This window comes from Azospirillum canadense (assembly GCF_025961225.1).
Classification (GTDB): Bacteria; Pseudomonadota; Alphaproteobacteria; order Azospirillales; family Azospirillaceae; genus Azospirillum; species Azospirillum canadense.
On the sequence record NZ_JAOQNG010000004.1, the window covers coordinates 458705 to 481897 of the forward strand.

The 23193-nt window shown below is 69.4% G+C and carries 18 protein-coding genes; 9 read left to right on the forward strand and 9 right to left on the reverse strand.

Features of this window, described 5'->3' with window-relative positions:
• Positions 1–265 precede the first annotated feature (265 nt).
• From M2351_RS23695 to M2351_RS23710, 4 genes are all read left to right on the forward strand, one after another.
• Positions 266–1687, forward strand: a complete 1422-nt coding sequence (locus M2351_RS23695) for a sigma-54-dependent transcriptional regulator (protein ID WP_406567430.1) — start codon at positions 266–268, stop codon at positions 1685–1687.
• Positions 1687–2451 (forward strand): response regulator, encoded by a 765-nt coding sequence (locus tag M2351_RS23700; RefSeq protein WP_264658516.1) that lies wholly within the window; start codon positions 1687–1689, stop codon positions 2449–2451. The genes M2351_RS23695 and M2351_RS23700 overlap by 1 nt, the downstream gene beginning before the upstream one ends.
• Positions 2452–2576: 125 nt before the next feature.
• Positions 2577–3587, forward strand: coding sequence for a sulfate ABC transporter substrate-binding protein (locus tag M2351_RS23705; protein ID WP_264658517.1), 1011 nt, complete (start codon positions 2577–2579; stop codon positions 3585–3587).
• A gap of 17 nt (positions 3588–3604) precedes the next feature.
• Complete coding sequence (locus M2351_RS23710; RefSeq protein WP_264658518.1) at positions 3605–4225, forward strand: helix-turn-helix domain-containing protein; 621 nt, start codon at positions 3605–3607, stop codon at positions 4223–4225.
• Here M2351_RS23710 and M2351_RS23715 read toward each other — a convergent pair.
• The 4 genes from M2351_RS23715 to M2351_RS23730 form a co-directional block, all read right to left on the reverse strand.
• Positions 4213–5013 carry an ABC transporter ATP-binding protein gene (locus tag M2351_RS23715; protein WP_264658519.1) on the reverse strand — a complete coding sequence of 267 codons (801 nt, stop codon included), beginning with the start codon at positions 5011–5013 and terminating at the stop codon, positions 4213–4215. The genes M2351_RS23710 and M2351_RS23715 overlap by 13 nt on opposite strands.
• Positions 5010–6095: a FecCD family ABC transporter permease gene (locus M2351_RS23720; protein ID WP_264658520.1), complete on the reverse strand. Its 1086-nt coding sequence runs from the start codon at positions 6093–6095 to the stop codon at positions 5010–5012. The genes M2351_RS23715 and M2351_RS23720 overlap by 4 nt, the downstream gene beginning before the upstream one ends.
• Positions 6019–7083 (reverse strand): iron ABC transporter substrate-binding protein, encoded by a 1065-nt coding sequence (locus M2351_RS23725; RefSeq protein ID WP_264658521.1) that lies wholly within the window; start codon positions 7081–7083, stop codon positions 6019–6021. The genes M2351_RS23720 and M2351_RS23725 overlap by 77 nt, the downstream gene beginning before the upstream one ends.
• 70 nt (positions 7084–7153) lie before the next feature.
• Positions 7154–7435, reverse strand: a complete 282-nt coding sequence (locus tag M2351_RS23730; protein ID WP_264658522.1) for a YkgJ family cysteine cluster protein — start codon at positions 7433–7435, stop codon at positions 7154–7156.
• A 337-nt stretch (positions 7436–7772) separates the two neighbouring features.
• Here M2351_RS23730 and M2351_RS44990 point away from each other — a divergent pair, with 337 nt between their 5' ends.
• Entirely contained in the window at positions 7773–8360 is a 588-nt protein-coding gene (locus M2351_RS44990) for a cold-shock protein (protein ID WP_319801917.1), read from the forward strand.
• Positions 8361–8509: 149 nt separating this feature from the next.
• On the opposite strand, the gene M2351_RS23745 is transcribed toward M2351_RS44990, so the two are convergent.
• A complete protein-coding gene (locus M2351_RS23745; protein ID WP_264658523.1) occupies positions 8510–9175 on the reverse strand; it encodes a LuxR C-terminal-related transcriptional regulator in 666 nt (221 codons plus the stop codon).
• A gap of 382 nt (positions 9176–9557) precedes the next feature.
• Between M2351_RS23745 and M2351_RS23750 the strand changes: the two genes are divergently transcribed.
• The 4 genes from M2351_RS23750 to M2351_RS23765 all read left to right on the forward strand — a co-directional run bounded on the left by M2351_RS23750 (position 9558) and on the right by M2351_RS23765 (position 13858).
• Complete coding sequence (locus M2351_RS23750; protein ID WP_264658524.1) at positions 9558–10037, forward strand: hypothetical protein; 480 nt, start codon at positions 9558–9560, stop codon at positions 10035–10037.
• 125 nt (positions 10038–10162) lie between these two features.
• Positions 10163–11473 (forward strand): solute carrier family 23 protein, encoded by a 1311-nt coding sequence (locus tag M2351_RS23755; protein ID WP_264658525.1) that lies wholly within the window; start codon positions 10163–10165, stop codon positions 11471–11473.
• Between the two features lie 198 nt (positions 11474–11671).
• A complete protein-coding gene (locus M2351_RS23760; RefSeq protein WP_264658526.1) occupies positions 11672–12886 on the forward strand; it encodes an MFS transporter in 1215 nt (404 codons plus the stop codon).
• A gap of 21 nt (positions 12887–12907) precedes the next feature.
• Positions 12908–13858, forward strand: a complete 951-nt coding sequence (locus tag M2351_RS23765; protein ID WP_264658527.1) for an aldo/keto reductase — start codon at positions 12908–12910, stop codon at positions 13856–13858.
• A gap of 70 nt (positions 13859–13928) precedes the next feature.
• On the opposite strand, the gene M2351_RS23770 is transcribed toward M2351_RS23765, so the two are convergent.
• The 4 genes from M2351_RS23770 to glf all read right to left on the reverse strand — a co-directional run bounded on the left by M2351_RS23770 (position 13929) and on the right by glf (position 23055).
• Positions 13929–17327 (reverse strand): PAS domain-containing protein, encoded by a 3399-nt coding sequence (locus tag M2351_RS23770; RefSeq protein WP_264658528.1) that lies wholly within the window; start codon positions 17325–17327, stop codon positions 13929–13931.
• 230 nt (positions 17328–17557) lie between these two features.
• A complete protein-coding gene (locus M2351_RS23775; RefSeq protein WP_264658529.1) occupies positions 17558–19318 on the reverse strand; it encodes an ABC transporter ATP-binding protein in 1761 nt (586 codons plus the stop codon).
• A 23-nt stretch (positions 19319–19341) separates the two neighbouring features.
• A complete protein-coding gene (locus M2351_RS23780; protein ID WP_264658530.1) occupies positions 19342–20547 on the reverse strand; it encodes a glycoside hydrolase family 1 protein in 1206 nt (401 codons plus the stop codon).
• Between the two features lie 183 nt (positions 20548–20730).
• Positions 20731–23055, reverse strand: coding sequence for a UDP-galactopyranose mutase (glf, locus tag M2351_RS23785; RefSeq protein WP_264658531.1), 2325 nt, complete (start codon positions 23053–23055; stop codon positions 20731–20733).
• Positions 23056–23193: the final 138 nt, after the last annotated feature.

Sequence of the window (23193 nt, forward strand, 5' to 3'; positions counted from 1 at the left end):
TCCTCTGCCTTCAGGTCGGCATCCAGGTCGGAAGACCGACACTGCACGCCGCGGGCCAAGCGTCAGCCGGGCCGGAAACCGCGCCGCGCGGACCTGTGCGCGTCGGGCGCCGTCATTTCGGCTCTCACGCTGCGAGATGCTGTCGCAGAAGGCGTTCGCCGCCGATCCGCGCCCGCGTTCGGGAATGCACGAAGACGGAAAGGGCGCTACAACTTGCTGAACCGGCATCCCGCGTGTGCCGGTCCGGGAGGGGGAGGGCTCGATCGTGGGTTCACGGGCGCACAGGATTCTGCTGATCGAGGACACGGCCCCCCTGGCCCGGCTCTACATTGAGTTCATGCGGGCCGAGGGTCATAAGGTAGCCCACGCCGAAACCGGGCGGGAGGCCCTGGCGGCCGCGGAGGCCTGCCCGCCCGACGGCGTGATCCTCGACCTGAAGCTGCCGGACATGGAAGGGCTGGACGTCCTGCGCATCCTGCGGGAGCGCGATCCGGACGTGTCGGTGATCGTCGTCACCGCGCACGGCTCGGTCGGTGTGGCGGTGGAGGCGATGCGCTGCGGCGCCTTCGACTTCCTGGTCAAGCCCTTCACCGCCGACCGTCTGAACGTCACGCTGCGCAACGCGCTGGAGCGCCGCTCGCTGGCGCGGATGGTCGACGATTACCGCCGGGACCTGGACCGCGACCGCTTCCACGGCTTCATCGGCGCTTCGCCGGAGATGCAGGCCGTCTATCGCACGATCGAAAGCGTCGCGGCCAGCCGCGCCAGCGTCTTCATCACCGGCGAAAGCGGCACCGGGAAGGAGGTCGCGGCGGAGGCGATCCACCAGGCCAGCCCGCGCCGCGGCAAACCCTTCGTCGCGCTGAACAGCGCGGCGATCCCGAAGGACCTGCTGGAAAGCGAGATCTTCGGCCATGTCCGCGGCGCTTTCACCGGGGCGACCGCCGACCGCGTCGGGGCGGCGGCGCAGGCGGACGGCGGGACGCTGTTCCTGGACGAAGTGTGCGAGATGCCCTTCGACCTCCAGGCCAAGCTGCTGCGCTTCATTCAGACCGGGGTGATCCAGCCGGTGGGAAGCTCCAGGGCGGAGAAGGTGGACGTCCGCTTCGTCGCCGCCACCAACCGCGACCCCCTGCGCGAGGTGGAGGAGGGGCGCTTCCGCGAGGATCTCTACTATCGCCTGCACGTCATCCCGTTGCACCTGCCGCCGTTGCGTGACCGCGGCGGCGACGTGCTGCTGATTGCCCGCGCGCTGCTGGCCGACTGCGCGCGGGAGGAAGGGCGCAGATTCACCGCCTTCGCGCCGGAGGTCGAGGCCGCCTTCCGGTCCTGCGACTGGCCGGGCAACATCCGGCAGATGCAGAATGTGGTGCGGCAGATCGTGGTGCTGCATGACGGCGAGGTCGTGACGGCGGACATGCTGCCGCCCCCCCTGCGCGGCGGCGGAGCGTCGACGCGGCGGGCCGCGGTCCTTCCCGCGGCGGCCCAGGCCGCATCCCCGGCCGACCCGGCGGCGGAGGAGACCATCACGCCCCTCTGGCGCCTGGAAAAGGACATGATCCAGCGCGCGCTGCGCCTGTGCAGCGACGACGTCCCGCGCGCGGCCTCGCTGCTGGAGATCAGCCCCTCCACCATCTACCGCAAGCTCCAGCAGTGGAAAGCCGATGGCGACGGGGGAGAGGGCTGATGACGCAGGCGCCGGTGCGGGCCCAAGCGCTGACCGGGCGCATCCTGGTCGCGGAGGACAACCCGACGAACCAGCTGATCGTCGCGTCCCTGCTGCGCCGCGCCGGCCATGCGGTGGAGGTCGCGGGTGACGGGGCGGAGGCGGTGTCCATCCTTCTGGGGACCGGCGCCGACCTCGTGCTGATGGACGTCCAGATGCCGGGCATGGACGGCCTCGCGGCGGCGCAGGCCATCCGGCTGTTGGGCGATCCCTGGGCGCGTGTCCCAATCGTCGCGCTGACGGCCGACACCCTGCCGGAAACGCGGGAAGCCTGCCGGGCGGCGGGCATGGACGACCACCTCGGCAAGCCGGTCAACCCGGCGGCCCTGCTGGCCGTCGTGGAGCGCTGGCTGTCGCCGTCCAGCGGCGCGGAGGAGGAGGAGGACCGGACGGGCGTGCCGCCAGCGCTGGACAGCACGATCCTGGACGAGGCGATGGCGTCCCTGCCGGAGGAGGAGCGGCGGCGGATCATCGACAGCTTCCTTGGCGATCTGGACCGCCGGCTCCTCCGGCTGGAGGCGCTGTCCGACGGGAGCGACCTGCGTCGCCTCGCGGCGGAGGCGCACGACCTGTCCAGCATGGCCGGCAGTTTCGGTGGCATGGCCGTCATGCGGATCGCGACGCGCATTGAAGTCGCCTGCCGCGGCGGGGAGGATGCGCAGGCCCTGGCCCTGTTGCCGGGGCTGGTGGCCGAAGCCAAGCGCCTGAGGCAGGCGTTCCGCTAATTACGCATTCAATTCGTTCAATGTCGTCGGGAATTCCACATTTCTGAAAAATAAAATCCACTTGAAGGATAGACTTCTCTGGTGTTCTAATCCCCGGTACGGAAGGCATCCGCGGGAAAGTCCACATGACGTCGCGTTTCAGTCTGAGTGTCCTGGTCGGCGGCCTGCTGCTCGCGGCACTCGCCACCGCCCGCGCGGCCGGCGGGGACGCCATCCTGAACGTCTCCTACGACCCGACGCGGGAGCTGTACACGGAGTTCAATCAGGTCTTCGGCAAGGCCTGGAAGGCGGAAACAGGGCAGTCCGTGGTCGTCCGGCAGTCGCACGGCGGCTCCGGCAGCCAGGCGCGCGCGGTCATGGACGGGTTGGACGCCGACGTGGTCACGCTGGCGCTGGGCTACGACATCGACGCCATCGCCGACGCCGGGCTGATCGCCAAGGACTGGCAGTCACGCCTGCCGAACAACAGCTCTCCCTACACCTCGACCATCGTGTTCCTGGTGCGCAAGGGCAATCCGAAGCAGATCAAGGACTGGGACGACCTGCTGAAGCCGGGTGTCGAGGTGATCACACCGAACCCGAAGACGTCGGGCGGCGCCCGCTGGAACTATCTCGCCGCCTGGGCCTACGCGCTGGACAAGAACGGCAACGACGAAGGCAAGGCCAAGGCCTTCGTGGGCGACCTGTTCAAGCATGTGCCGGTTCTGGACAGCGGCGCCCGCGGGTCCACCGTGACCTTCGTCCAGCGCGGTCAGGGCGACGTGCTGCTCGCCTGGGAGAACGAGGCCTACCTGTCCTTGCGGGAGTTCGGCGCCGACAAGTTCGAAATCGTCGTCCCATCCCTGTCGATCCTGGCCGAGCCGCCGGTCGCCGTGGTGGACAGCGTGGTCGACCGCAAAGGCACCCGCAAGGTCGCGGAGGCCTATGTGCAATACCTCTACACCCGCGAGGGGCAGGAGGTCGCCGCGAAGAACTTCTACCGCCCGCGCCACCCGGAGCTGGCCCGCCAATACGCGGGACGTTTCGCCGACGTCCGCCTGGTGACCATCGACGAGGTCTTCGGTGGCTGGCGCAAGGCGCAGGCGACCCACTTCGCGGACGGCGGCGTCTTCGACCAGATCTACCAAAGCCGCTGACCGGAGGAGGGAAGGCGATGACCATCACCAAGGGCCAGGGAGCCACCCGCCAGCGGACCGCGGACGCCGGGGGCGACACGTCGGACCAGCTGGCCGGCATCATCGCCGAGAACATCCGGTCCTTCCGGCTGCGCCACGGGTTGTCGGTCGAAGCGCTGGCCCGCCTGTCGGGAACCGACCAGACGACGCTGCAGGAGATCGAGTCCAGCCGCGGTCGGCCGAACATCGCCACGCTGTGGACCATCGCCAAGGCGCTCGACGTGCCCTTCTCCAGCCTGATCAGCCGCGGAAGCAGCGGCGGGACCGCGGTGATCCGGCGCCGCGACTCCAAGCCGCTCGCCTCCCGCGACGGCCGCTTTACCTCGCGCGCGCTCTTCCCCCTGGAAGGCGACCGGCAGGCGGAATTCTATGAGCTGCGGCTGGCGCCGGGCACCGACGAGGAAGCCGGCGCCCACGCCATCGGTACGACGGAGAACATCCTGGTCGGGCGCGGCACGGTGGACATCGTGACGGGCGACGGGGAATACCGGCTGGAGGAGGGCGACTCCATCCAGTTCGACGCCGACGTCCCGCACGCTTACCGCAATGTCGGCGCGGACGAAGCGGTGTTGTATCTGGTGATGACCTATATCCTTTGATCCCGCCGCAGGGCGCGGGGCAGGCAGACGCGCATGCCGCCATCGCCGACCGGCAGCACGTCCACTTCGGTCCCGTAGACCTCGCGCATCATGGCGGAGGTGATGACCTCCGCGGGCCTGCCCAGCCGGGCAAGCCGGCCCTCGTGCAGCAGGGCGACGCGGTCGGCGATGGCGAAGGCCTGCTCCGGATGGTGGGTGGAGAAGACCACCGTCAGCCCGTTGGCGTCGGCCAGCCGGCGCACCTGCTCCAGCACGCGGACCTGGTTGCCGAAGTCGAGGCTGGCGGTCGGCTCGTCCAGCACCAGGATGCGCGGCGCCTGGGCCAGGGCGCGGGCGATCAGGGCCAGCTGACGCTCGCCGCCGCTGATGCGCAGCCAGTCGCGCTCCCCCAGATGGGCGATGCCCAGCCGGTCGAGCGCCGCCTCCGCCGCGGCGTGGTCGGAGGGGGCAGGGGCGGCGAAGGGGCCGCGGTGGGCGGTGCGGCCCATCAGCACCATCTCGCGCACGCTGAAGGGGAAAGGGCCGGCCCCGGCCTGTGGCACATAGCCCAGGGCGAGCGCCCGGCGGCGCGCGCTCCACCCGGCCACATCCTCGCCGTCGATGCGAATCCGGCCGGCGCGGGCCGGCAGCAGGCCGAGGATCGTCTTGAACAGCGTCGTCTTGCCGCCGCCGTTGGGGCCGAGCAGGCACAGCACCTCCCCCGCCTCCACCGCGAAGCCGAAACCGGCACCGACGGTCCGCTCGCCGTAGCCGAAGGCGAGATCCTCCACGGACAGCCGCGCGTTCATGACCAGCCCCGGCGGCCGAAGGCCAGCAGCCACAGGAACACAGGCGTGCCGATCACCGCCGTCAGCACGCCCAGCGGCAGCTCGACCCGCCCCAGGCTGCGCGCCAGCGTGTCCACCGCCAGCAGGTAGGCGGCGCCCAGAAGGACCGAGGTCGGCAGCAGCCGGGCGAAGGCCGGCCCGACCATCAGCCGGGCGAGGTGGGGGACGAGAAGCCCGACCCAGCCGACGATCCCGCTGACCGACACGGCCGCAGCGGTCATCAGCGTGGCGGCGGCGACCACCACCGCGCGGGTCGCGCGCACGGAGACGCCCAGCGAGGTCGCCTCCTCGTCGCCCAGCGTCATGACGTCCAGCCGCCAGCGCAGCAGCACCAGCGGAACCAGCGCGACCGCCACGGGGGGAAGCAGCGCCAGCAGGTCGGCCCGGTTGACCGCCGACAGGCTGCCGAGCAGCCAGAAGGTGATGGCAGGCAGTTGGTTGTACGGGTCGGCCAGATACTTCAGCAGCGCGACTCCGGATCCCAGCAAGGCCCCGATCACCACCCCGCCGAGGATCAGCACCAGCACCGGGTCGCGTCCGCGGATCGTCGCGGCCACGCCGTAGACCACCGACACCGCCAGCAACCCGCCGACGAAGGCCAGCGCCTGGATGGCGAGGACCGGAAGCGAGGCGAAGATCCCCAACACCGCGCCAAGCGCCGCCCCGGACGAAACGCCGAGGATGTCCGGCGAAACCAGCGGGTTGCGGAACAGCCCCTGGTAGGCCGCGCCCGACGCGGCGAGCCCGGCGCCCACGAGCATCGCGGCCAGCACGCGCGGGCCGCGGATGTCCCAGATCACCGTTTCGACCGCCTTCGGCACGGCCAGCGCGCCACCCGTGGTCTTGGCCCAGAGAACCGCGGCCAACTCGCCCGGCGACACGGGGTAAACGCCGACGCTGAAGGCCACGCACACCGCGGCGACCAGGGCGAGGGCCACCCCGCCGAGCGCCAGCGGGAAAGCCGCGTCAGCCCGGCGGGCGGGAACCGGCGAGGAGCGCGTCGATCTGCTGGTCGGTGGGGTCCCGGTGGTAGAAGAGGGCATGGAAACGTCTCGTCTCCTCCCGGAGATCCTCCGGGAACAGGTCGGGGTAAAGGACGGCGCCCAGCCAGCGCAGGCCGAGCAGCCGGTTGGCGGCGGGCGGCGAGTCGATCCAAGTGAAGGGCAGGCCTGGCGACAGGTAGACGCGCTTGTCCCGCACGGCCTTCACGCCCTGCCACAGCGGGTCGGTCCACACCGACTCGTAGAAGCCGCGGTCGATGGTGACGATGGCGTCCGGCTGCCAGGCCAGCACCTGCTCCATGGACACGTTGACGAGGCCGCCGTCGCCCAGCGCCTCGGCCGCGACGTTGCGGACGCCCGCGACCTCCAGCGCCTCCATGTTGATGGAGCCGCGCAGGCCCGTCTGCAACCCGCGCGGGCCGCGGGCCATGTAGACCTTCAGCCGATGGTCGGGCGGTACGCCTTCCAAGCGCCGCCGCACGTCGGCCAGCGTGTCCTCGGCGTAGCGGGCCAGCCGCTCCCCCGCTTCCGGCACGCCGAGCAGGGCGCCGACGGTGCGGAAGGTGCGCGGCGAGTCGGCCAGGTGGCCGTCGACCAGCACGGTGGGGACGCCCGTCTGCTCCTGCACCCGGTCGGCGAGCGAGGCGAAGGTCGGCGCCGTGCTGCCGACGTCGAGGACAAGGTCAGGCTTGGCGCCGACCACCGCCTCCAGGTTCACCGTGTTGCCGCGCCCGGTCAGGCGGCCGAGTTCCGGCAGGTCGGCGTAGCGGTCGGGCAGGAAGGGCCGCTCCGGCGGGCTGATGGCGCGGGTCCAGCCCAGCAGCCTGTCCGGGGCCAGCATGTAGACAACGACCGAAGCCGGCGGGCCGGCCGGGAACACGCGCTCGACGCGGGGCGGCACCGGCACCCGCCGCCCGGCCGAGTCGGTGAAGCCGTCGTCCGCCAGCGCGGGCGAGGCGACCGCCAAGCCGAGCAGCAGGCTGGCCGCCAACCGCAATCGCCACACGCTCCCGAAAACTTCCGACGTCATCGTCCCTCCGCACCGTCGACGCGGCAAAAGCATGGGGTCGCGGCGTCGCCCGGTCCAGAGGGGTGAGTCGCTATTCATCCAGCCCGAAATGGGCGCGGACGGCGTGGCAGGCCTCGCTGCCGGCGGCGAATTCGCGGCAGACCAGGGGGCGGTCGGCGTAGACGCGGCAATGGACCGAGTCGCCGATGGTGCCGGCGAGCGCAGCGCAGCGGTCGCCGTCGCAGCGCATGCGCCCATCCTCGATCAGGTAGGCCGGGATGCCGTCGCCGTCATGGTCGCCAATCAGGGTCGGCCATTCCCACGAGAAGGAGCAGCAGGCTCCGCAGCTCTCGCAGTCAGGTATAGCGGACAATCCGTCCTGCGGATCAATATCTTGTGGCGGATGGGGAGAAATCGACGGATGGGTGGGTGGCTTGTGATCGGGCATGGTATGCGTCCTGCGTCTCAGGCGGCGGCGTGCCTGTTCACGAACCGATAGGGTGGAGCGCTGTATTGCCGGATATGAAGTGTGACGCTTTTTTGGTCAAGGTCGAACCGCCCAGCCCACGATTTCGCGCCTGCGGAAGCCTTCTCTTGAAGATTATTTCTCGATCCGGGCAATACCGGTTGCGTTCGGCGGTTTCTACAGGCATCGTTGGGTAAGCGCTTCCAAGGTGGAAGTGGCCTGTTACCTGTTTTACGAGACTTTGATGTACGATCGCTCGCCGCGCGGCGGCTCCCGCGCCCCCTCCGAGATTACCCAACGCGACGTGACCGCCACGGTCAAGTGGTACAACCCCGAGAAGGGCTTCGGCTTCGTGACGCCGGAAGACGGTTCGCCGGACGCGTTCCTGCACGCCTCCGTCGTCCAGTTCGCCGGCCACGACTCGCTGCCCGAGGGCGCGACGCTGCTGGTCGACCTGTCCCGCGGCCCGAAGGGCCCGCAGGTGGCGGTTCTCCACTCCGTCGACACCTCGACCGCCACGTCGGGTGGCGGCGGCGGCCGCTCGCCGTCGCGGGGCGGTTCCTCCTCCTACGGCGCACCGCGCCGCGGCGGCTGGGACGACCAGGGCTATGGCGCCAGCTCCGGCGAGACCATGGACGGCACCGTGAAGTGGTTCAACGCCACCAAGGGCTTCGGCTTCATCGCGCCGGACAACGGCGGCAAGGACGTGTTCGTCCATGTCAAGGCGGTGGAGCGGTCGGGCCTCAGCAGCCTGTCCGATGGTGAGCGCGTGCGCATCACCGTCCGCCAGGGCCAGAAGGGTCCCGAGGCCGAGCGCATCGAGATCGCCTGACGCACAGGTAGACGCCGCCCGGTCGGGATCCGTCCCGACCGGGCGATTGTCTGTGCCCAGGTGAACGGCCCAGGCCGAACCAAAAAAGCCCAGCGGACTCGGCCGCCGGGCTTTTTTCGTTGGATGTCCGGGGTGGATGTCCGGGCTTGTCAGTTCGTGGCGAAGGTTCCGCCTTCGCCGAAGCCGTTGTTCAGGCCCCAGATGGCGGCCTGCGTGCGGTTCGATGCGTCGATCTTGCGCAGCAGGCTCTTCAGGTGGACCTTCACCGTCGCCTCGGTGATGTTCAGCTGGTTCGCGATCAGCTTGTTGCTGTCGCCGTTCAGCAGGCAGCGCAGGATTTGCGCCTCGCGCTGCGAAACTCCCTTGCGCGAGACCGGCAGTTCCACGCTGCTGCCATTCATGCGGCCGCTGATCAGCAGGGCAGCCAGATCGCTCGGCAACACCTTTTCGCCCAGCATGACCAAGCGCAGCGACTGAGCCAGCGCCTCCACCGACATGTCCTTCATCAGGAAGCCGTCGGCGCCGGCCTGGATCGCCTTGGCCATGACCTCACCGTCCAGCTTGCCAGTCAGCAGGACCAGACGCGCGTCGGGCAACGCGGCCTTCAGCGTCTGGACGACCTGCACACTGTCCCCCATGCCGGCCGGATCGACGAGAAGCAGTTGCGGCGAATTCTCCTCGGCGGACATCGACAGCGCGGCGCTCAAAGACGAGGCCTCTCTCGTGATCTGGAACTCCTGGTCCGCGAGCAGCGCCTTCAGGCCCTGACGGAACAGGTTATTCGAATCGATCAAAGCTACGGAGACGGGGTGCATCGTCAGTCATTCCCGAAAGGATGAAGTAACGAAACCTTATCCTATCGAGTGTGGTTACGCTACAGGAACGTTAGGGATTTGTTAACCAAATTAGGGGTGGTATCGGAACCCAGCTGGAGCAGGGCCGTTCGCTGGTTGGGGTGCCCCAAGCCAGGGAAAGGCTTAATCGTTTCGGAACCGCATCGGATTCATTCGGTTGGTGGCTGGGTCCGGACGCTCCGGTGGCGGGGGGCACGGAAGGGTAGGACAAAATTTGGCGGGATAAACTTTGGTCAAAAGTGCCGATCGTTTGATCCGCATCACACGCCCAACCGTCATTCGGAATTACCGTCCTCCAGCAAGGACAAGACGGAGCGCCCGCGTCGCGGAGCAAAGGATCGGCATGCAGGACGGATCGAACGACTGGGGTGACACCCCGCAGGAACTGGGCTTTCTGACGGCAACGTCGCTGACCGGAGCCGTGGTGTCCGGCCTTGTGCTGGCCGGCTGGCTGTCGCTGGCCTCCGCCACGGTGGTGACCGACACGGACGTTGTCGACCAAGGCCTGCACAACCTTTCGCCCGGGGAATGCCGGGGGACGCTGAACGCCGTACTGAACCGGTTCCGAACGGACCCGCGGGTCCTGTGGGTGTGGGTGGAGCAGAGCGTCCCGACCGGCACCCAGGCCAGCACCATGACCCAGGACACCAGCCTGTCGCGCGCCGCGCCGCGCCCCTACGCCTTCCACCCGGACGCGGCCCAGCTGCCCGCCGGCCTCTGCGCCTTCGAGCGGAACTCGCTCCACGCCGAATCCCTGGGCGGAGTCGCCGGCGCCTTCCTGGAGCCGCCCGTGGAACCCTGGCGGGTCGGCGTCGGCCCATAACGGGCGGACCTCCCATCCGGCTACACCATGCGGCGAAACGACCGGGTGCGGGGAATTTGACCACGCCGGCCCGGTCGGAGTAACGGTGTGCACACACACGTTATCGTCGGGACGGGACCTTTATTATGAGTGCACCGCGCGACCGGGTGCTGGACGTTCACGAGCGTCCGCCCCCGGCCACCTTCATCCTGCTCAGCCTCCAGCACCTGTTCGCCATGTTCGGCGCGAACGTCCTGGTGCCGATCCTGACCGGGCTCGACCCGTCGGTCGGTCTGGTGACCAGTGGCCTGGGCACGCTGATCTACCTTGCCTTCACGAAATGGCGGCTGCCGGCCTATCTGGGCTCCTCCTTCGCCTTCATCGGGCCGATCGTCACCGCGACCCAGATCGGCGGGCCGGGCGGCGCGCTGGTCGGCGCCTGCGCCGCGGGTGCGGTCTATGTGATCGTCGCCCTGCTGATCCGCGGCTTCGGCGTGCGCTGGCTGCTGGCCATCCTGCCGCCGATCGTCGTCGGACCAGTGATCGTGGTCATCGGGCTCGGCCTCGCCTCGGTCGCCGTGGGTATGGCGCAGAACACGGCCGGGGGCGGCACCTACAGCCTGCCGCATTTCCTGCTGGCGCTGTTCACGCTGGGCAGCATCTTCGTTTATTCCATCGTGCTGCGCGGCTTCTTCACCGTGGTGCCGATCCTGCTGGGCATCATCACCGGCTACGTCGCGGGCGTGCTGGCCGGGATGGTGGACTTCAGCGCGGTCGCCGCCGCCCCGCTGTTCCAGATCCCGAACTTCCACCTGCTGTTCTCCGACATGAAGCCGGGCGTGTCGGCCTGGGCGATGATCCTGCTGGTGGCGCCGGTCGCGATGGTGACGATCGCCGAGCACATCGGCGGCCAGATCGTGCTGAGCCGAGTCGTCGGCCGCAACTTCATCGCCGATCCCGGCCTGCACCGCTCGGTGATGGGCGACGGCGTCGCCACCATGATCGCGGCGGCGCTGGGCGGCCCGCCGGCGACGACCTACGGCGAGAACATCGGCGTGCTGGCGGTGACCCGCATCTTCAGCGTGTGGGTGATCGGCGGGGCCGCGACGCTGGCCATCATTCTGGGCTTCGTCGGCAAGCTGTCCGCCTTCCTGTCCACCATTCCGACGGCGGTGATGGGCGGCGTGTCGATCGCGCTGTTCGGCGTGATCGCGTCGAGCGGCATCCGCACGCTGATCGAGGGCAAGGTGGATCTGGGCGACAAGCGCAACCTGCTGATCTCCTCCACCATCCTGGTGATCGGCATCGGCGGCGCCTCGCTGAAGTTCGGCGAGGGTGGCTTCGTCGTCTCCTCCATGGCGCTGTCGGCGGTGCTGGGCGTCCTGTTGAACGCGCTGCTGCCCGGCCGCGGCAGCGGCGGTGACGCGGAAGCGATCCTATCGTCCGACCATCTCTGACCGTTCGGGCCTTCGAAACCCCTCTCCCATGCATGGGGGAGGGGTTTTGTTTTGCCCGCAACGCATGGCAACGCGGCGGTTTTCGCCGATGCGGCGGTGCGGCATGCCGACGTACGCTGCCGGCTGTTGAAGCGATCCGGGCCGCACTCCGACCCATCCGCCCTGGATCTTCAAAGCCACCGTCCGCAGGAGTACCGGATGTCCACCAGCGACATCAGCCATTCCCAAGCGCCCGCCGCGGCGGCGTTGCCGACGATTTCCCGTCCCCTGGTCACCATGCTGGCGATCGCCTGCGGGGTTATCGTCGCCAACATCTACTACGCCCAGCCTTTGGTCGCCCTGATCGGCCCGGCCATCAACCTGTCGCCGGAGGCCAGCAGCCTCGTCGTCACACTGACCCAGATCGGCTATGGGGTCGGGCTGGTGCTGCTGGTGCCGCTGGGCGACCTGCTGGAGAACCGGCGGCTGGTCACGGCGACGCTCTGCGCGACGGTTCTGGCACTCGTGGCCGCTGCTTTCGCGCCGACCGCGTCGGTGTTCCTGGCCGCGTCCTTCCTGATCGGCCTGACATCCGTCGCGGTGCAGATGCTGGTGCCGCTCGCCGCGCACATGGCGCCGGAGGCCAAGCGCGGGGAGGTGGTCGGCACGGTGATGAGCGGCCTGCTGCTCGGCATCCTGCTGGCGCGGCCGGTGTCGAGCCTGATCGCCGACAGCTTCGGCTGGCGCGCCGTGTTCGGACTGTCGGCCATCGCCATGGTGGGCTTCGCCGTCCTGCTGGGGCGCCGCCTGCCGGAACGCCGCCCGGCGCGGCATTCCGGCTATGGCGCGCTGCTGGCGTCGCTCGGCCGGCTTCTGGTGCGCACGCCGGTGCTGCAACGGCGGACCGCCTACCAGACGGCGCTGTTCGCCAGTTTCAGCCTGTACTGGACCGCCGTGCCGCTCCTGCTGGCATCGCCGCCCTTCAACCTGACGCAGCGGGGCATCGCCTTGTTCGCCCTGTCCGGGGCGGCGGGCGCCCTGGTGGCGCCCATCGCCGGGCGCATCGCCGACCGGGGCTGGACGCGGCCGGCGACGGGCGTGGCGCTCGCCATGGGGGCGCTGTCCTTCCTGGTGGCGCGGGTGGGGGAGGGCTCCATCGCGCTGCTGGTGATCGCCGGCCTGCTGCTGGACATGGGCGTGCAGACCAACATGGTGCTGGGCCAGCGGGCCATCTATTCCCTGGGGGCGGAGACGCGCAGCCGCATGAACGGCGTCTACATGGCCGTCTTCTTCACCGGCGGGGCGGCCGGCTCGGCGCTGGCCGGCTACGCCTTCGCCCGCGGCGGGTGGGAGCCGGTGACCTGGATCGGCGCCGCCTTTCCCCTGGCCGGCCTGTTGTTCTACGCAACCGAGTTCCGCAAACCGCGCGCATAGAGAAATAAGGGAGACGAGAGGATGGAGCAACGACAGCTTGGCCGCAGCGGCCTGACGGTGGCCCCGCTCTGCTTCGGCGGCAACGTGTTCGGCTGGACGGCCGACGAGGCGACCTCCTTCCGCCTGCTCGACGCCTTCCTGGACGCCGGGTTCAACTTCATCGACACGGCGGACGTCTATTCCGCCTGGGCACCCGGCAACACGGGCGGCGAGTCGGAGACCATCATCGGCAACTGGCTGAAACGCCGCGGCAACCGCGACCGGGTGGTGATCGCGACCAAGGTCGGGTCGGAGATGGGGCCGGGCAGGAAGGGCCTGTCGGCGGCCTACATCCGCAGCGCGGTGGAGGACTCGCTCCGCCGCCTCCAGACCGACCGCATCGACCTGTACCAGTCGCACTGGGACGACCCCGACACCCCGTTCGAGGAAACGCTGGGCGCCTACCAGTGCCTGATTCAAGAAGGAAAGGTGCGGGCCATCGGCGCCTCCAACCTGACAGCCGCCCGCCTGCGCGAGGCGCTGGAGGTCGCGGCGAAGGCGGGCCTGCCGCGGTATGAGACGCTGCAGCCCGAATACAACCTCTACGACCGCAGCGGCTACGAGGCGGAGCTGGAGGGGGTGTGCCGGGAGAACGGGCTGGGCGTCATCAGCTATTACTCGCTGGCCGCCGGTTTCCTGACCGGCAAGTACCGCTCCGCCGAGGACGCGGGCAAGAGTGCGCGCGGCGGGGGCGTCGTCTCCAAGTACCTGAACGACCGTGGCCGCGCGATCCTCGCGGCGTTGGACGAGGTGGCGGCCCAGCACAAGGCTACGCCGGCCCAGGTGGCGCTCGCCTGGCTGATCGCCCGACCGAGCCTGACCGCCCCCATCGCCAGCGCCTCCAAGGTCGAGCAGATGGGCGATCTAGTCGCCGCAGCGCGGCTCACCCTGGATGGCGCGTCGATTGAGCGGCTGAACGCGGCGAGCGAATGACATAAGTGGTTGCGCTGGGCCCCCACCCTAACCCTCCCCCACTTTCGCGGGGGAGGGGATTGCTCCTCCCCTAGCTGAAGGTGGGGGGAGGTTGGGAGGGGGGCCCAGCGCGACGACTTTCCACCCCCGCCTCCAGCGCTCCGTCCGCCAGCGCGCGGTCGATGCGGCGGACGAGGTCGTCGATCCGGTAGGGCTTGGACAGCACCGGGATTCCGGCGGCGCGGGCGATCTCCTCGCTGTAGCCGGTGGCGAGGATCACCGGCAAGCCAGGGTGCAGGCGCTGGGCTTCGCGGGCCAGGTCGACGCCGCTCATGCTGCCCGGCATCACCACGTCGCTGAACAGGATGTCCACCGCCGTTGACGACAGGATCGGCAGCGCCTCGTCGGCGGTCGCCGCGGACAGGACAGAGAAGCCGGCGTCCTCCAGCGCGGTGCCGACGGTCATCGCCACGATCGGGTCGTCCTCCACGACCAGCACCCGGCCGGGCCGGTGCGGGGCGGCGGTCAACCCGGCGATCGTGGGGGCGGTTGCCGGCGCGGCCTCTTCCGCGGGGGTGGCACCGGACCGGCGCAGCAGCAGGGTGACGGCGGTTCCTTGTCCGGGCTGGCTGTCGATCCAGGCGGTGCCGCCCGCCTGCTGCGCAAAGCCGTAGACTTGGGCCAGACCCAGGCCGGTGCCCTTGCCCAGTTCCTTGGTCGTGAAGAAGGGCTCGAAGGCGCGGGCCGCCACCTCCGGCGCCATGCCGCTGCCGGTGTCCGTCACCGACAGGCGCAGGAACTCCCCCTCCAGCCCCTTCGGGTTGCCGGGCGGAAGCGTGACGTTGTCCGCTTCGATCAGAAGGCGGCCGCCGGTGGGCATGGCATCGCGGGCGTTTACCGCGAGGTTGATAACGGCCAACTCGAACTGGGTCTGATCGACCTCGACCGGCCAGAGGCCGGAACCGAACCGCGTCTCCAGCCGGATGTCGGCGCGCAGCGCGCGCTCCAGAAGCGCCGTCATACCCAGCACCCGGTCGTGGACGCTGATCGGCTCCGGCCGCAGGCTGTCGCGCCGCGCGAAGGCCATCAATTGCTGGACGAGCTTGGCCCCGCGGCCGACCGCCTGCTGCCCGGCGTCCAGCAGCGGGCGCACCTGCGGCTCCCGGCTGCGCCGTTCGATCATGGCGAGACAGCCGCCCAGCGCCTGGAGCAGGTTGTTGAAATCATGGGCGACGCCGCCGGTCAGCTGCCCCACCGCCTCCATCTTCTGCGCTTGGCGCAGTTGCTCCTCGGCCTGTTGCAGGGCGGCGTCGGCCTCCTTCTGGGCGGTGATGTCGCGGCCGATGGCGTGGATGAAACGGTCGTCGGGAACGGCGATCCAGGTCAGCCAGCGATGGCTGCCGTCCTTGTGCCGGTAGCGGTTCTCGAAGCGCGGGGTGGTCCGCCCGGCGGCGAGTTGGCCGGCCTCGGCCGCCGTGGCGTCCCGGTCGTCCGGGTGGACGAGGTCCATGAAGGACGTACCCACCAACTCCGCCTCGCCCCAGCCGAGCAGCGCCGTCCAGGCCGGGTTCACCGCGGTGATGGTTCCGTCGAAACGGGCGACCAGCATCACGTCGGTGGACAGCCGCCACATGCGGTCGCGTTCGGCCGTGCGTTCGGCGACGCGCCGTTCCAGCGTGGCGTTGAGGTCGCGCAGCGCCTCCTCGGCACGCTTGCGCTCGGTGATGTCATAGCAGACGCCGATGACACGGGCAGGTCCGTCGGGACGTTCCTGCACCGCCTGCCCGCGCCGCGCGATCCAGCGCATCTCCCCGCTGTCCGGTCGATGGATCCGGTATTCGACGTAGCCGAAGATGCGGCTCGGCACTTGGCCCCGTTGCAGGGTGTTCAGCCGCGGGCGGTCCGCCGGGTCGATGATCGCGACCAGTTCCTCCATCGCAACCTCGGGACGCGGCGGAACGCCCCACAGGCGGCAGAAGGCGTCCGACACGGACAGCGTGCCGTCGGCGCGCAGCTCGAAGGTGCCGACGCCCCCGGCTTCCTGCGCGATGCGGAGCCGTTCCTCGCTGGTGCGCAGGGCGATTTCGCCGCGCTTGGCCTCCGTGACGTCGCTGCCCTCGCAGAAGATGCCGGTGACCCGGCCTTCCGCGTCCTTGATCGGCTGGTAGACGAAGGTGACGAAGCGTTCTTCGGCCGGGGTGCCGGGGGAGCGGACCAGCGTGACCGGAAGCTCGTGCCCGACGAACGGCTCCCCGCTGTCGTAGACGCGGTCGAGCAGCTGGAAGAAGCCCTGGTCGACGATGTCCGGGAAGGCGTCCTGAACCGACCGGCCGATCAGGTCGCGGGCGCCCACCAGCATATGATAGGCGTCGTTGGCGAGTTCGAAGACGTGGTCGCGGCCGCGCAGCACGCACATGAAGCCGGGCGCCTGCCGGAACAGTTCGCGCAGGCGTTCCCCCTCCGCGGCGAGGCGTGCGTTGGCGCGGCGCAGCGACGCTTCGGCCTGGGCCCGTTCGACGGCCGACCAAGTGCGCGCCGCCACCTCTTCCACCAGCTGGACCTCGTCCGGCCGCCAGCGGCGCGGCTTGCGGTCGTGGACATAGAGGGCGGCGGCCATGCGGCCGTTCTTCACCAGGCTCGCCGTGATGACGGAGCCGATCTCCAGCGCCCCAAAGGCGGCCTGCCGGTCTGGCGTGGCGGCGCGCGGGTCGGTCGCGGAATCGTGGACGACCAGCGGCTCCCCGCGGCGCAGCGTCGCCAGGACATCCGGCCCGAAGCCCGCGAGGTCGTGGGTGCCCGCGTAATGCGCGACCGTCCCGTCCGTCCAATTGCCGCTGGTGGTGAAGTAGCGGGCCGTCTCGTCCATCACGCCATAGCCGACCCGGCTGGCGCCGAGATGCCTGCCCAGCGCCTCCTCGGCCGTCGCCACCACCGCCGACGGGTCGGACAGGTGGCGCAACCGGCTTTCCAGGTCCAGGTGAAAGACCGTGCGGCGCTTGGCCAGCACATGCTCGGTCGTCTCAATGACCGCGCAGAACATGCCGGCGATGCGCCCATCGTCGTCGCGCACCGGCGTGTAGGAGAAGGTGAACCAGGCGTCCTCGCGATAGCCGTGGCGCTCCATCGGGACCAGCAGGTCCTCGTGCCACAGCGCCTCGCCGGACAGGGTGCGGTCGACCAGAGGGCCGAATTGCGGCCAGATGTCCGACCAGACCTCGCGGAAAGGACGGCCCAGCGCCGCAGGGTGCTTGGCGCCGAAGATCGGCGCGTAGCCGTCGTTGTAGAGGAAGGTCAGTTCCGGCCCCCAGGCCACGAACATCGCCTGTCGGGAGGTGAGCATCAGGTTGACGACCGTGCGCAGGCTCTGCGTCCAGGTCTCCGGGGACCCTAGAGGCGTGGCGGACCAGTCGTGGCCGCGGACCAGAGCCCCCATGGCGCCGCCGTCGGCCAGAAAACCGAGGCCATGCCGGACCGCAAGTGTTCCCGTCATCTCTGGACTCCGAGGCGGCGGGCTCCGAAGCGGCGGCGGGGAATGGTCGGGGCTGTCGGGTGGGATGTACGAATCCAATCCTGCATTGCGACGGGTCGGTGTTTTCTTTTTGTGCACATGTGTCTTAACACACGGCGACCCCGAAAGGACCCGAGCGAAGGGCAACCCGATATAGCCGTTCCGGTCGATACCATTGGGTGGTCGGCCGGAACGAGTCTTGCTTTTTACGATTACTCCGCGGCGAATCCTTCCGCCTGGATTTGCCAGAGCGTGTTGAACACGCCGCCGCGGCGGCGGCGAAGCTCCATCGGCGAACCGTCCTCCGCAATGCGGCCGTCCACCAGCACCAGCACGCGGTCGAAGGTGGAGACGGTGGACAGGCGATGCGCCACCGCGACCACCGTCCGGCCGCGGGCCAGATCGGCCAGCGCCATCTGAATTTCCTTCTCCGACTGGGTGTCCAGCGCGGAGGTGGCCTCGTCCAGGATCAGGATCGGGGCGTTCTTCAGGAAGGCGCGGGCGATGCCCAGCCGCTGGCGCTGGCCGCCGGACAGGCGCACGCCGCGCTCCCCCACCATGGTGCGATAGCCTTCCGGAAGCTGCCGGATGAAGCCGTCGCAGAAGGCGTGGCGGGCGGCCTCGAACACCTCCTCGTCGGTGGCGTCGGGACGGCCGTAGCGGATGTTCTCCAGGATGGAGCGGTGGAACAGGGCGATGTCCTGCGGGACGACGGCGATCTTGGCCCGCAACTCGTCCTGGGCCAGCGCGGTGATCGGCTGCCCGTCGATCCGGATGGTGCCGCGCTGCACGTCGTCCAGCCGCTGGATTAGGCTGATGATCGTGGACTTGCCCGCCCCGGACGGCCCGACGAAACCGACCTTCTGCCCGGCCGGGATGGTCAGGGTGAAGCGGTCCAGCACCCGCCGCCCTTCCGGGTAGCGGTAGGTCACCTCGTCGAAGGCGATGGCGCCGCCGCCGGGGACCGCTGGCAGGGCCGGCACGGGGTCCAGGACGTCGTGCGGCCGGGCGATCACGCGCAGGCTTTCGCTGATGGCGCTGTACTGCTGGGTCGCGCTGACCAGCGCGAAGGCGAGGTCGCGGGATCCGTGCAGGATGCGGAAGGTCAGCGCGCTGACGATCACCACGTCGCCGGTGGTGATCGACCCGCTCCGCCACAGAAGCAACGCCCACAGGAGCATCGACCCGGCCATCACCCACAGGCAGGCGTCGTGGACGACGCGGGTCTTCTCCAGGTGCATCCAACTGCGGCGGTGCGCCCCGGCTTCCACGCCGAAGGCGCGGGCCAGCCGCTCCCGCTCCCGCCCGCGGGCGGAGAAGGCCTTCACCGTCCAGACGTTGGAGACGACGTCCACCAGCTCGCCGTTGGTCCGCGCGGTCTGGTCGGCGTAGGCGTGGTGCACGGCCCGCCCGCGCAGGCCGAGATACACGATGGCCCCGGCCACCATGGCGGCGAAGAAGACGAGCGCCGCCGCCATGCCCCAGTGGATGGTCAGCAGCACGACCACGGCACCTAAGAAGTCCGTGCAGGGGGGCACGATGCTCCAGGTCAGCGTCCGGAAGATGTTGGTCGCCGCCGTCTCCGTCGACGCAATGCGGTTGCCGAGCGACCCCGCGAGATGCTCGGAGAAGTACCGCATCGAATGGCCGGTCAGGTGCTGGAACAGGTCCAGCCGCATGTCGACGCCGGTCGCCAGGACGGCCCGGCAGCCGAGCCAGCCGCCCAGCCGCCACAGCACGTTCTCCGTCGCGATGAAGCCGAGGAACAGGCCGAGCGGAGTCCACACGTCGGCCGTCAGGCGGTCGGGCGCGGCCATGGCGTCGATCAGCAGCTTCATGGCGTACTGCACCGCCACCGCGCAAGCCGCGGCCGAGACGATGGTCGTGAACAGTCCGCCGAATTGCCAGGGCCGCCGACGCATGTAATGCATCAGGAAGGCGGCCGGGCGGCTCGGGATGGGCCGCGACGTCATCGGGAAATCCTCGTGCTGATCCCTCACTGGGCGGCGATCTGCAGGGGCGGGCGGCCGAGCAGGGCGTTGACGCGGGCCTGATGGCGCTCCAGCGCGTCGGCCAGCGGCTGGTGCAGGCAGCGCCCGCCCGCCTCGTCGCACAGGCCGTAGAGCCCGGTCTCGCAATGGCGGTCGTTGGCCCAGCCGGGATAGTCCAGGATCGGGTACAGGCAGATGCCTTCCACGGGCACACCCTCGCGCAGCGCGACCATCACCTGGTCGGTGACGTAGTCGAGCCAGGGCGCGCGGGCGTCGTTCTCCGCCCCCGTCTCGGCCACCAGGACGGGGCGGCCGTAGCGCCGGTGGACCTCCGCCAGGATGTCGGCGAAGGGGCGGTAGCGCGGATCGTCGCGCCCGATGGCGCCGCCGTTCAGAAACCATTGGTTGTCGGAGTAGTAGTTCACCCCGATGATGTCCAGGTACTCCGGCTTGCCGCCCAGGCCGGGCCAGGCGTAGCCGCCGATCATGTCCCAGGCCTCGTACTGCGACAGGCGCGCGTTCTCCGCGGCGTTGACGTCTCCCTTGCGGTCGGGGCGCGGTAGCACGTTGATGACCGGGTCGACCTGGATGATGCGGGCGCGCGGGTCCGTGCTGCGGATCGCGTCGATCGCCGCGATGGATGCGCGGACGAGCTGGTGCTTCAGCTCGAAGCCCCGGCGCTCCGCCATCGGGTTGAAGCGCTTCATGTCGCCGCCCGCCCAGGCCCAGTAGGAGATCTCGTTGACCGGGCAGAAGCAGGGCGTATCGACCCCTTCGTCGCGCATCAGGGTTGCGACGGCGGCGCAGAAGCGGGCGAAGCGTTCCACGAAGGCCGGGCGCCAGATATCGACGTCGTCCGGCCAGCCGTAATGGCAGAGGTCCCAGATCACCTGCACCCCGGCGTCGCGCGCGGCGCGCATCATCGGCAGCAGGCTGGACCAGTCGTACTGGCCGGGCGCCGTCTCGATCAGGTGCCAGCGCACACCGTCGCGGACGGTGCGGATACCGTGCGCGGCCATGCGCTGGTAATCGGCGGCGGCATGGCGGTCGTGCCCGGTTGCGGCGATCAGGTCGAGGCGGCGACCATCGTGGCGGCGATGCGTCGAGCACTCGAATCCACCGAGGAAGAATCCGTCGAACAGGGCCGGCTGATGGAGCGGGGATGTGCGCATGGTGTTCTTGCCCTTCCAGGGAACGGGTCGGCGCGCCATGGAAGGCGGCGCCGGCCGTTCGGCGTTGGGGGAGAGAAGGATCGGCTGGGAGGCGGGTGGCTATCGGGAATTGGGCAGGTCGCAAGATTGTCGCAGGCGTTGCCCCCACCCTAACCCTCCCCCGCCCAGCGGGGGAGGGAGGGACCCGCGAAGCGGGAGGGTGGGGGAACCCGGCCGAGCGCCTCAATCCCCCAAGCCGACCGCCCGTTCCGCCGCGGCTCCGCGCGACTTCGTCTCCATCCCCAGGGAGCGGAGTTCGCGGGCGGCGGCCGTCAGGCCATGCAGGCGCTCCTCCTCCTTGGCGATGCGGGCGTAGACCGACAGGGCCTGCGCCACCACTTGGTCCATGTTGTAGTAGCGGTAGGTGCCGAGCCGCCCCAGGAAGGTGACGTTCGGCGTCTCGTCGGCCAGCGCCTGATACTTGCGGAACAGCTCCTGGTTCTCCGGGCGCGGGATCGGGTAGTAGGGGTCGCCCTGGGCGGCCGGATACTCGTAGGTGATGCTGGTCTTCGGGTGCTTCTGGCCGGTCAGGTGCTTGTATTCGGTGACGCGGGTGTAGGGTACGGTCTCCGACGGTTCGTTCACCACGGCGACTGGCTGGAACCATTCCTGTCCCACGGTCTCGTGCCGGAAGGTCAGGGACCGGTAGGGCAGCTTGCCGAAGCGGTGGCCGAAGAACTCGTCAATCGGTCCGGTGTAGACGATGCGGTCGTACTGGATCTCGTCGCGGACGTCGTCGAAGTCCGTGTTCAGCATGACCTTGATGTTGGGGTGGTCGAGCATCGCCTCGAACATCCGCGTGTAACCGTGCAGCGGCATCGCCTGGAAGCTGTCGCCGAAATAGCGGTCGTCGTCGTTGGTCCGCGTCGGCACGCGGGAGGTCACCGACTTGTCGAGATCCGACGGGTCGAGGCCCCACTGCTTGCGGGTGTAGCCGCGGAAGAACGTCTCGTATAGCTCCCGTCCGACGGCGCCGACCACCACGTCCTCCGACGTGCGGACCTCGGCCACCGGCTCGGCGCGGGACGCGAGGAAGGCCGCGACGTCCGCCTCGTCCAGGTCCAGGCCGTACAGGCGGTTGACCGTGGTGCGGTTGATCGGGATGGGAACCAGCTGCTCGTCAACGTGGGCCAGCACCCGGTGCTCGTAGGGGCGCCACTTGGTGAAACGGGACAGGTAGTCGACCACCTGTTGGGCGTTGGTGTGGAAGATGTGCGGCCCATAGCGGTGGATCAGCAGGCCGGCGTCGTCGTAGTGGTCGTAGGCGTTGCCGCCGATGTGCGGGCGGCGGTCGATCAGCAGGACGCGCTTGTTGAGCCCCACCGCCAGCCGTTCGGCCAGCACGCTGCCGGCGAAGCCCGCCCCGACGATCAGGTAGTCGAAGCCCGACCGCCGGCCGACCGCGCGGCCGTTGCTGTGTTTCGCCGGCTGCGCCGGTGCCGAGGCTACGAGATGGATCTGCGACGCGGCGCGCGCGCGGGCCCGGGTGCGGTCCATCAGTTCCTTCATGCGCCCTTGCGTCTTGTCCCAGGACATGTCGCGCAGCACGAGGTCGGCTGTGGAGCGCAGGCGGTCCGGGTCGGCCGCGTCCTGCAGCGCCGCGTCGATCGCGGCCACGAAGTCGCCGGCCGTGTCGGCGATGCGGACGATGCCGGTGTCGCCGTAGGTCCGCACCACGTCGGTGATGGAGGTGGAAACCACTGGACGCCCCGCCGCCAGATATTCCGGCGTCTTCGTCGGGCTGATGAAGCGGGTGGACTCGTTGCGCGCGAAGGGCATCAGCGCGACGTCCCAGCCGGCCAGATAGTGTGGCAGGTCGTCGTACACCTTGGGCCCGAGATAATGGATGTTCGGGCGGCGCGGCAGCCGGGCGGGATCGACCTTCACCACCGGGCCGACCAGCACGAATTGCCAGTCCGGCCGCGCGGCGGCAGCTGCGTCCAGCAGGCCAACGTCCAGCCGCTCATCGATCACGCCGTAGAAGCCGAGGCGGGGGTGGGGGATGTGCGCCTGGTCGTCGGGCTCTTCCGCGATGGAGCGGGCGGCGGCGAAATGGGGCACGTCCACGCTGCTGGGGAAGGCGTGGGCGTTCGGGTGCAGGTTGCGCTTGGCCTCCCACAGGCTGACGCCGCCGGTGAAGACGAGGTCGGCGCGCTTCATCAGTTGGCGTTCCCGTTCCACCAGTTCCGGCGGGGCGCCGTGGAAGGCCGACAGCTCGTCCATGCAGTCGTAGACGACCAGGGAGCCGCGCAGGTGGCTGGAGAAGCCCAGACTCATCGGCGTGTAGTACCAGAGGATCGGATCCGCGACGCCCTCGCCCGCCAGATGCTGGTCGAGCAGCATGCGCTGGGCGGTCGCCGCCTCCGCCTCGCCGAGGCCGGCGGGCAGGCGTGGCACCAGGATGTGGACCCCTTCGTCCTCGCGGACGTCGAGCCAGGGTTCCGGCGTATCGTTGCGGATGGGCTCCTCGACGAAGAAGACCCGATGATCCCGTGCGAAACGGGACATCAAATGTTGTGGGCGCTGATAAACGAAACTCCACCGGAGGTGCGAAAAGCAGATGATGGTGGACGATGGTGCTGTGATGGCGGAAGTGTGTGCTTTTTGGTTGGAATTCTTTCGGTTTTTCCCGATGGCGAACTGAAA

Bases quoted from the DNA above. Each gene is read 5' to 3' on its own strand.
- M2351_RS23780 (WP_264658530.1), bottom strand. From the start codon at position 20,547: ATGGCGCGCCGACCCGTTCCCTGGAAGGGCAAGAACACCATGCGCACA.
- M2351_RS23770 (WP_264658528.1), bottom strand. From the start codon at position 17,327: ATGACGGGAACACTTGCGGTCCGGCATGGCCTCGGTTTTCTGGCCGAC.
- M2351_RS23765 (WP_264658527.1), top strand. From the start codon at position 12,908: ATGGAGCAACGACAGCTTGGCCGCAGCGGCCTGACGGTGGCCCCGCTC.
- M2351_RS23745 (WP_264658523.1), bottom strand. From the start codon at position 9,175: ATGCACCCCGTCTCCGTAGCTTTGATCGATTCGAATAACCTGTTCCGT.
- M2351_RS23705 (WP_264658517.1), top strand. From the start codon at position 2,577: ATGACGTCGCGTTTCAGTCTGAGTGTCCTGGTCGGCGGCCTGCTGCTC.
- M2351_RS23750 (WP_264658524.1), top strand. From the start codon at position 9,558: ATGCAGGACGGATCGAACGACTGGGGTGACACCCCGCAGGAACTGGGC.
- glf (WP_264658531.1), bottom strand. From the start codon at position 23,055: ATGTCCCGTTTCGCACGGGATCATCGGGTCTTCTTCGTCGAGGAGCCC.
- M2351_RS23700 (WP_264658516.1), top strand. From the start codon at position 1,687: ATGACGCAGGCGCCGGTGCGGGCCCAAGCGCTGACCGGGCGCATCCTG.
- M2351_RS23715 (WP_264658519.1), bottom strand. From the start codon at position 5,013: ATGAACGCGCGGCTGTCCGTGGAGGATCTCGCCTTCGGCTACGGCGAG.
- M2351_RS23755 (WP_264658525.1), top strand. From the start codon at position 10,163: ATGAGTGCACCGCGCGACCGGGTGCTGGACGTTCACGAGCGTCCGCCC.
- M2351_RS23760 (WP_264658526.1), top strand. From the start codon at position 11,672: ATGTCCACCAGCGACATCAGCCATTCCCAAGCGCCCGCCGCGGCGGCG.
- M2351_RS23725 (WP_264658521.1), bottom strand. From the start codon at position 7,083: ATGACGTCGGAAGTTTTCGGGAGCGTGTGGCGATTGCGGTTGGCGGCC.
- M2351_RS23710 (WP_264658518.1), top strand. From the start codon at position 3,605: ATGACCATCACCAAGGGCCAGGGAGCCACCCGCCAGCGGACCGCGGAC.
- M2351_RS23720 (WP_264658520.1), bottom strand. From the start codon at position 6,095: ATGCCCTCTTCTACCACCGGGACCCCACCGACCAGCAGATCGACGCGC.
- M2351_RS44990 (WP_319801917.1), top strand. From the start codon at position 7,773: ATGTACGATCGCTCGCCGCGCGGCGGCTCCCGCGCCCCCTCCGAGATT.
- M2351_RS23775 (WP_264658529.1), bottom strand. From the start codon at position 19,318: ATGACGTCGCGGCCCATCCCGAGCCGCCCGGCCGCCTTCCTGATGCAT.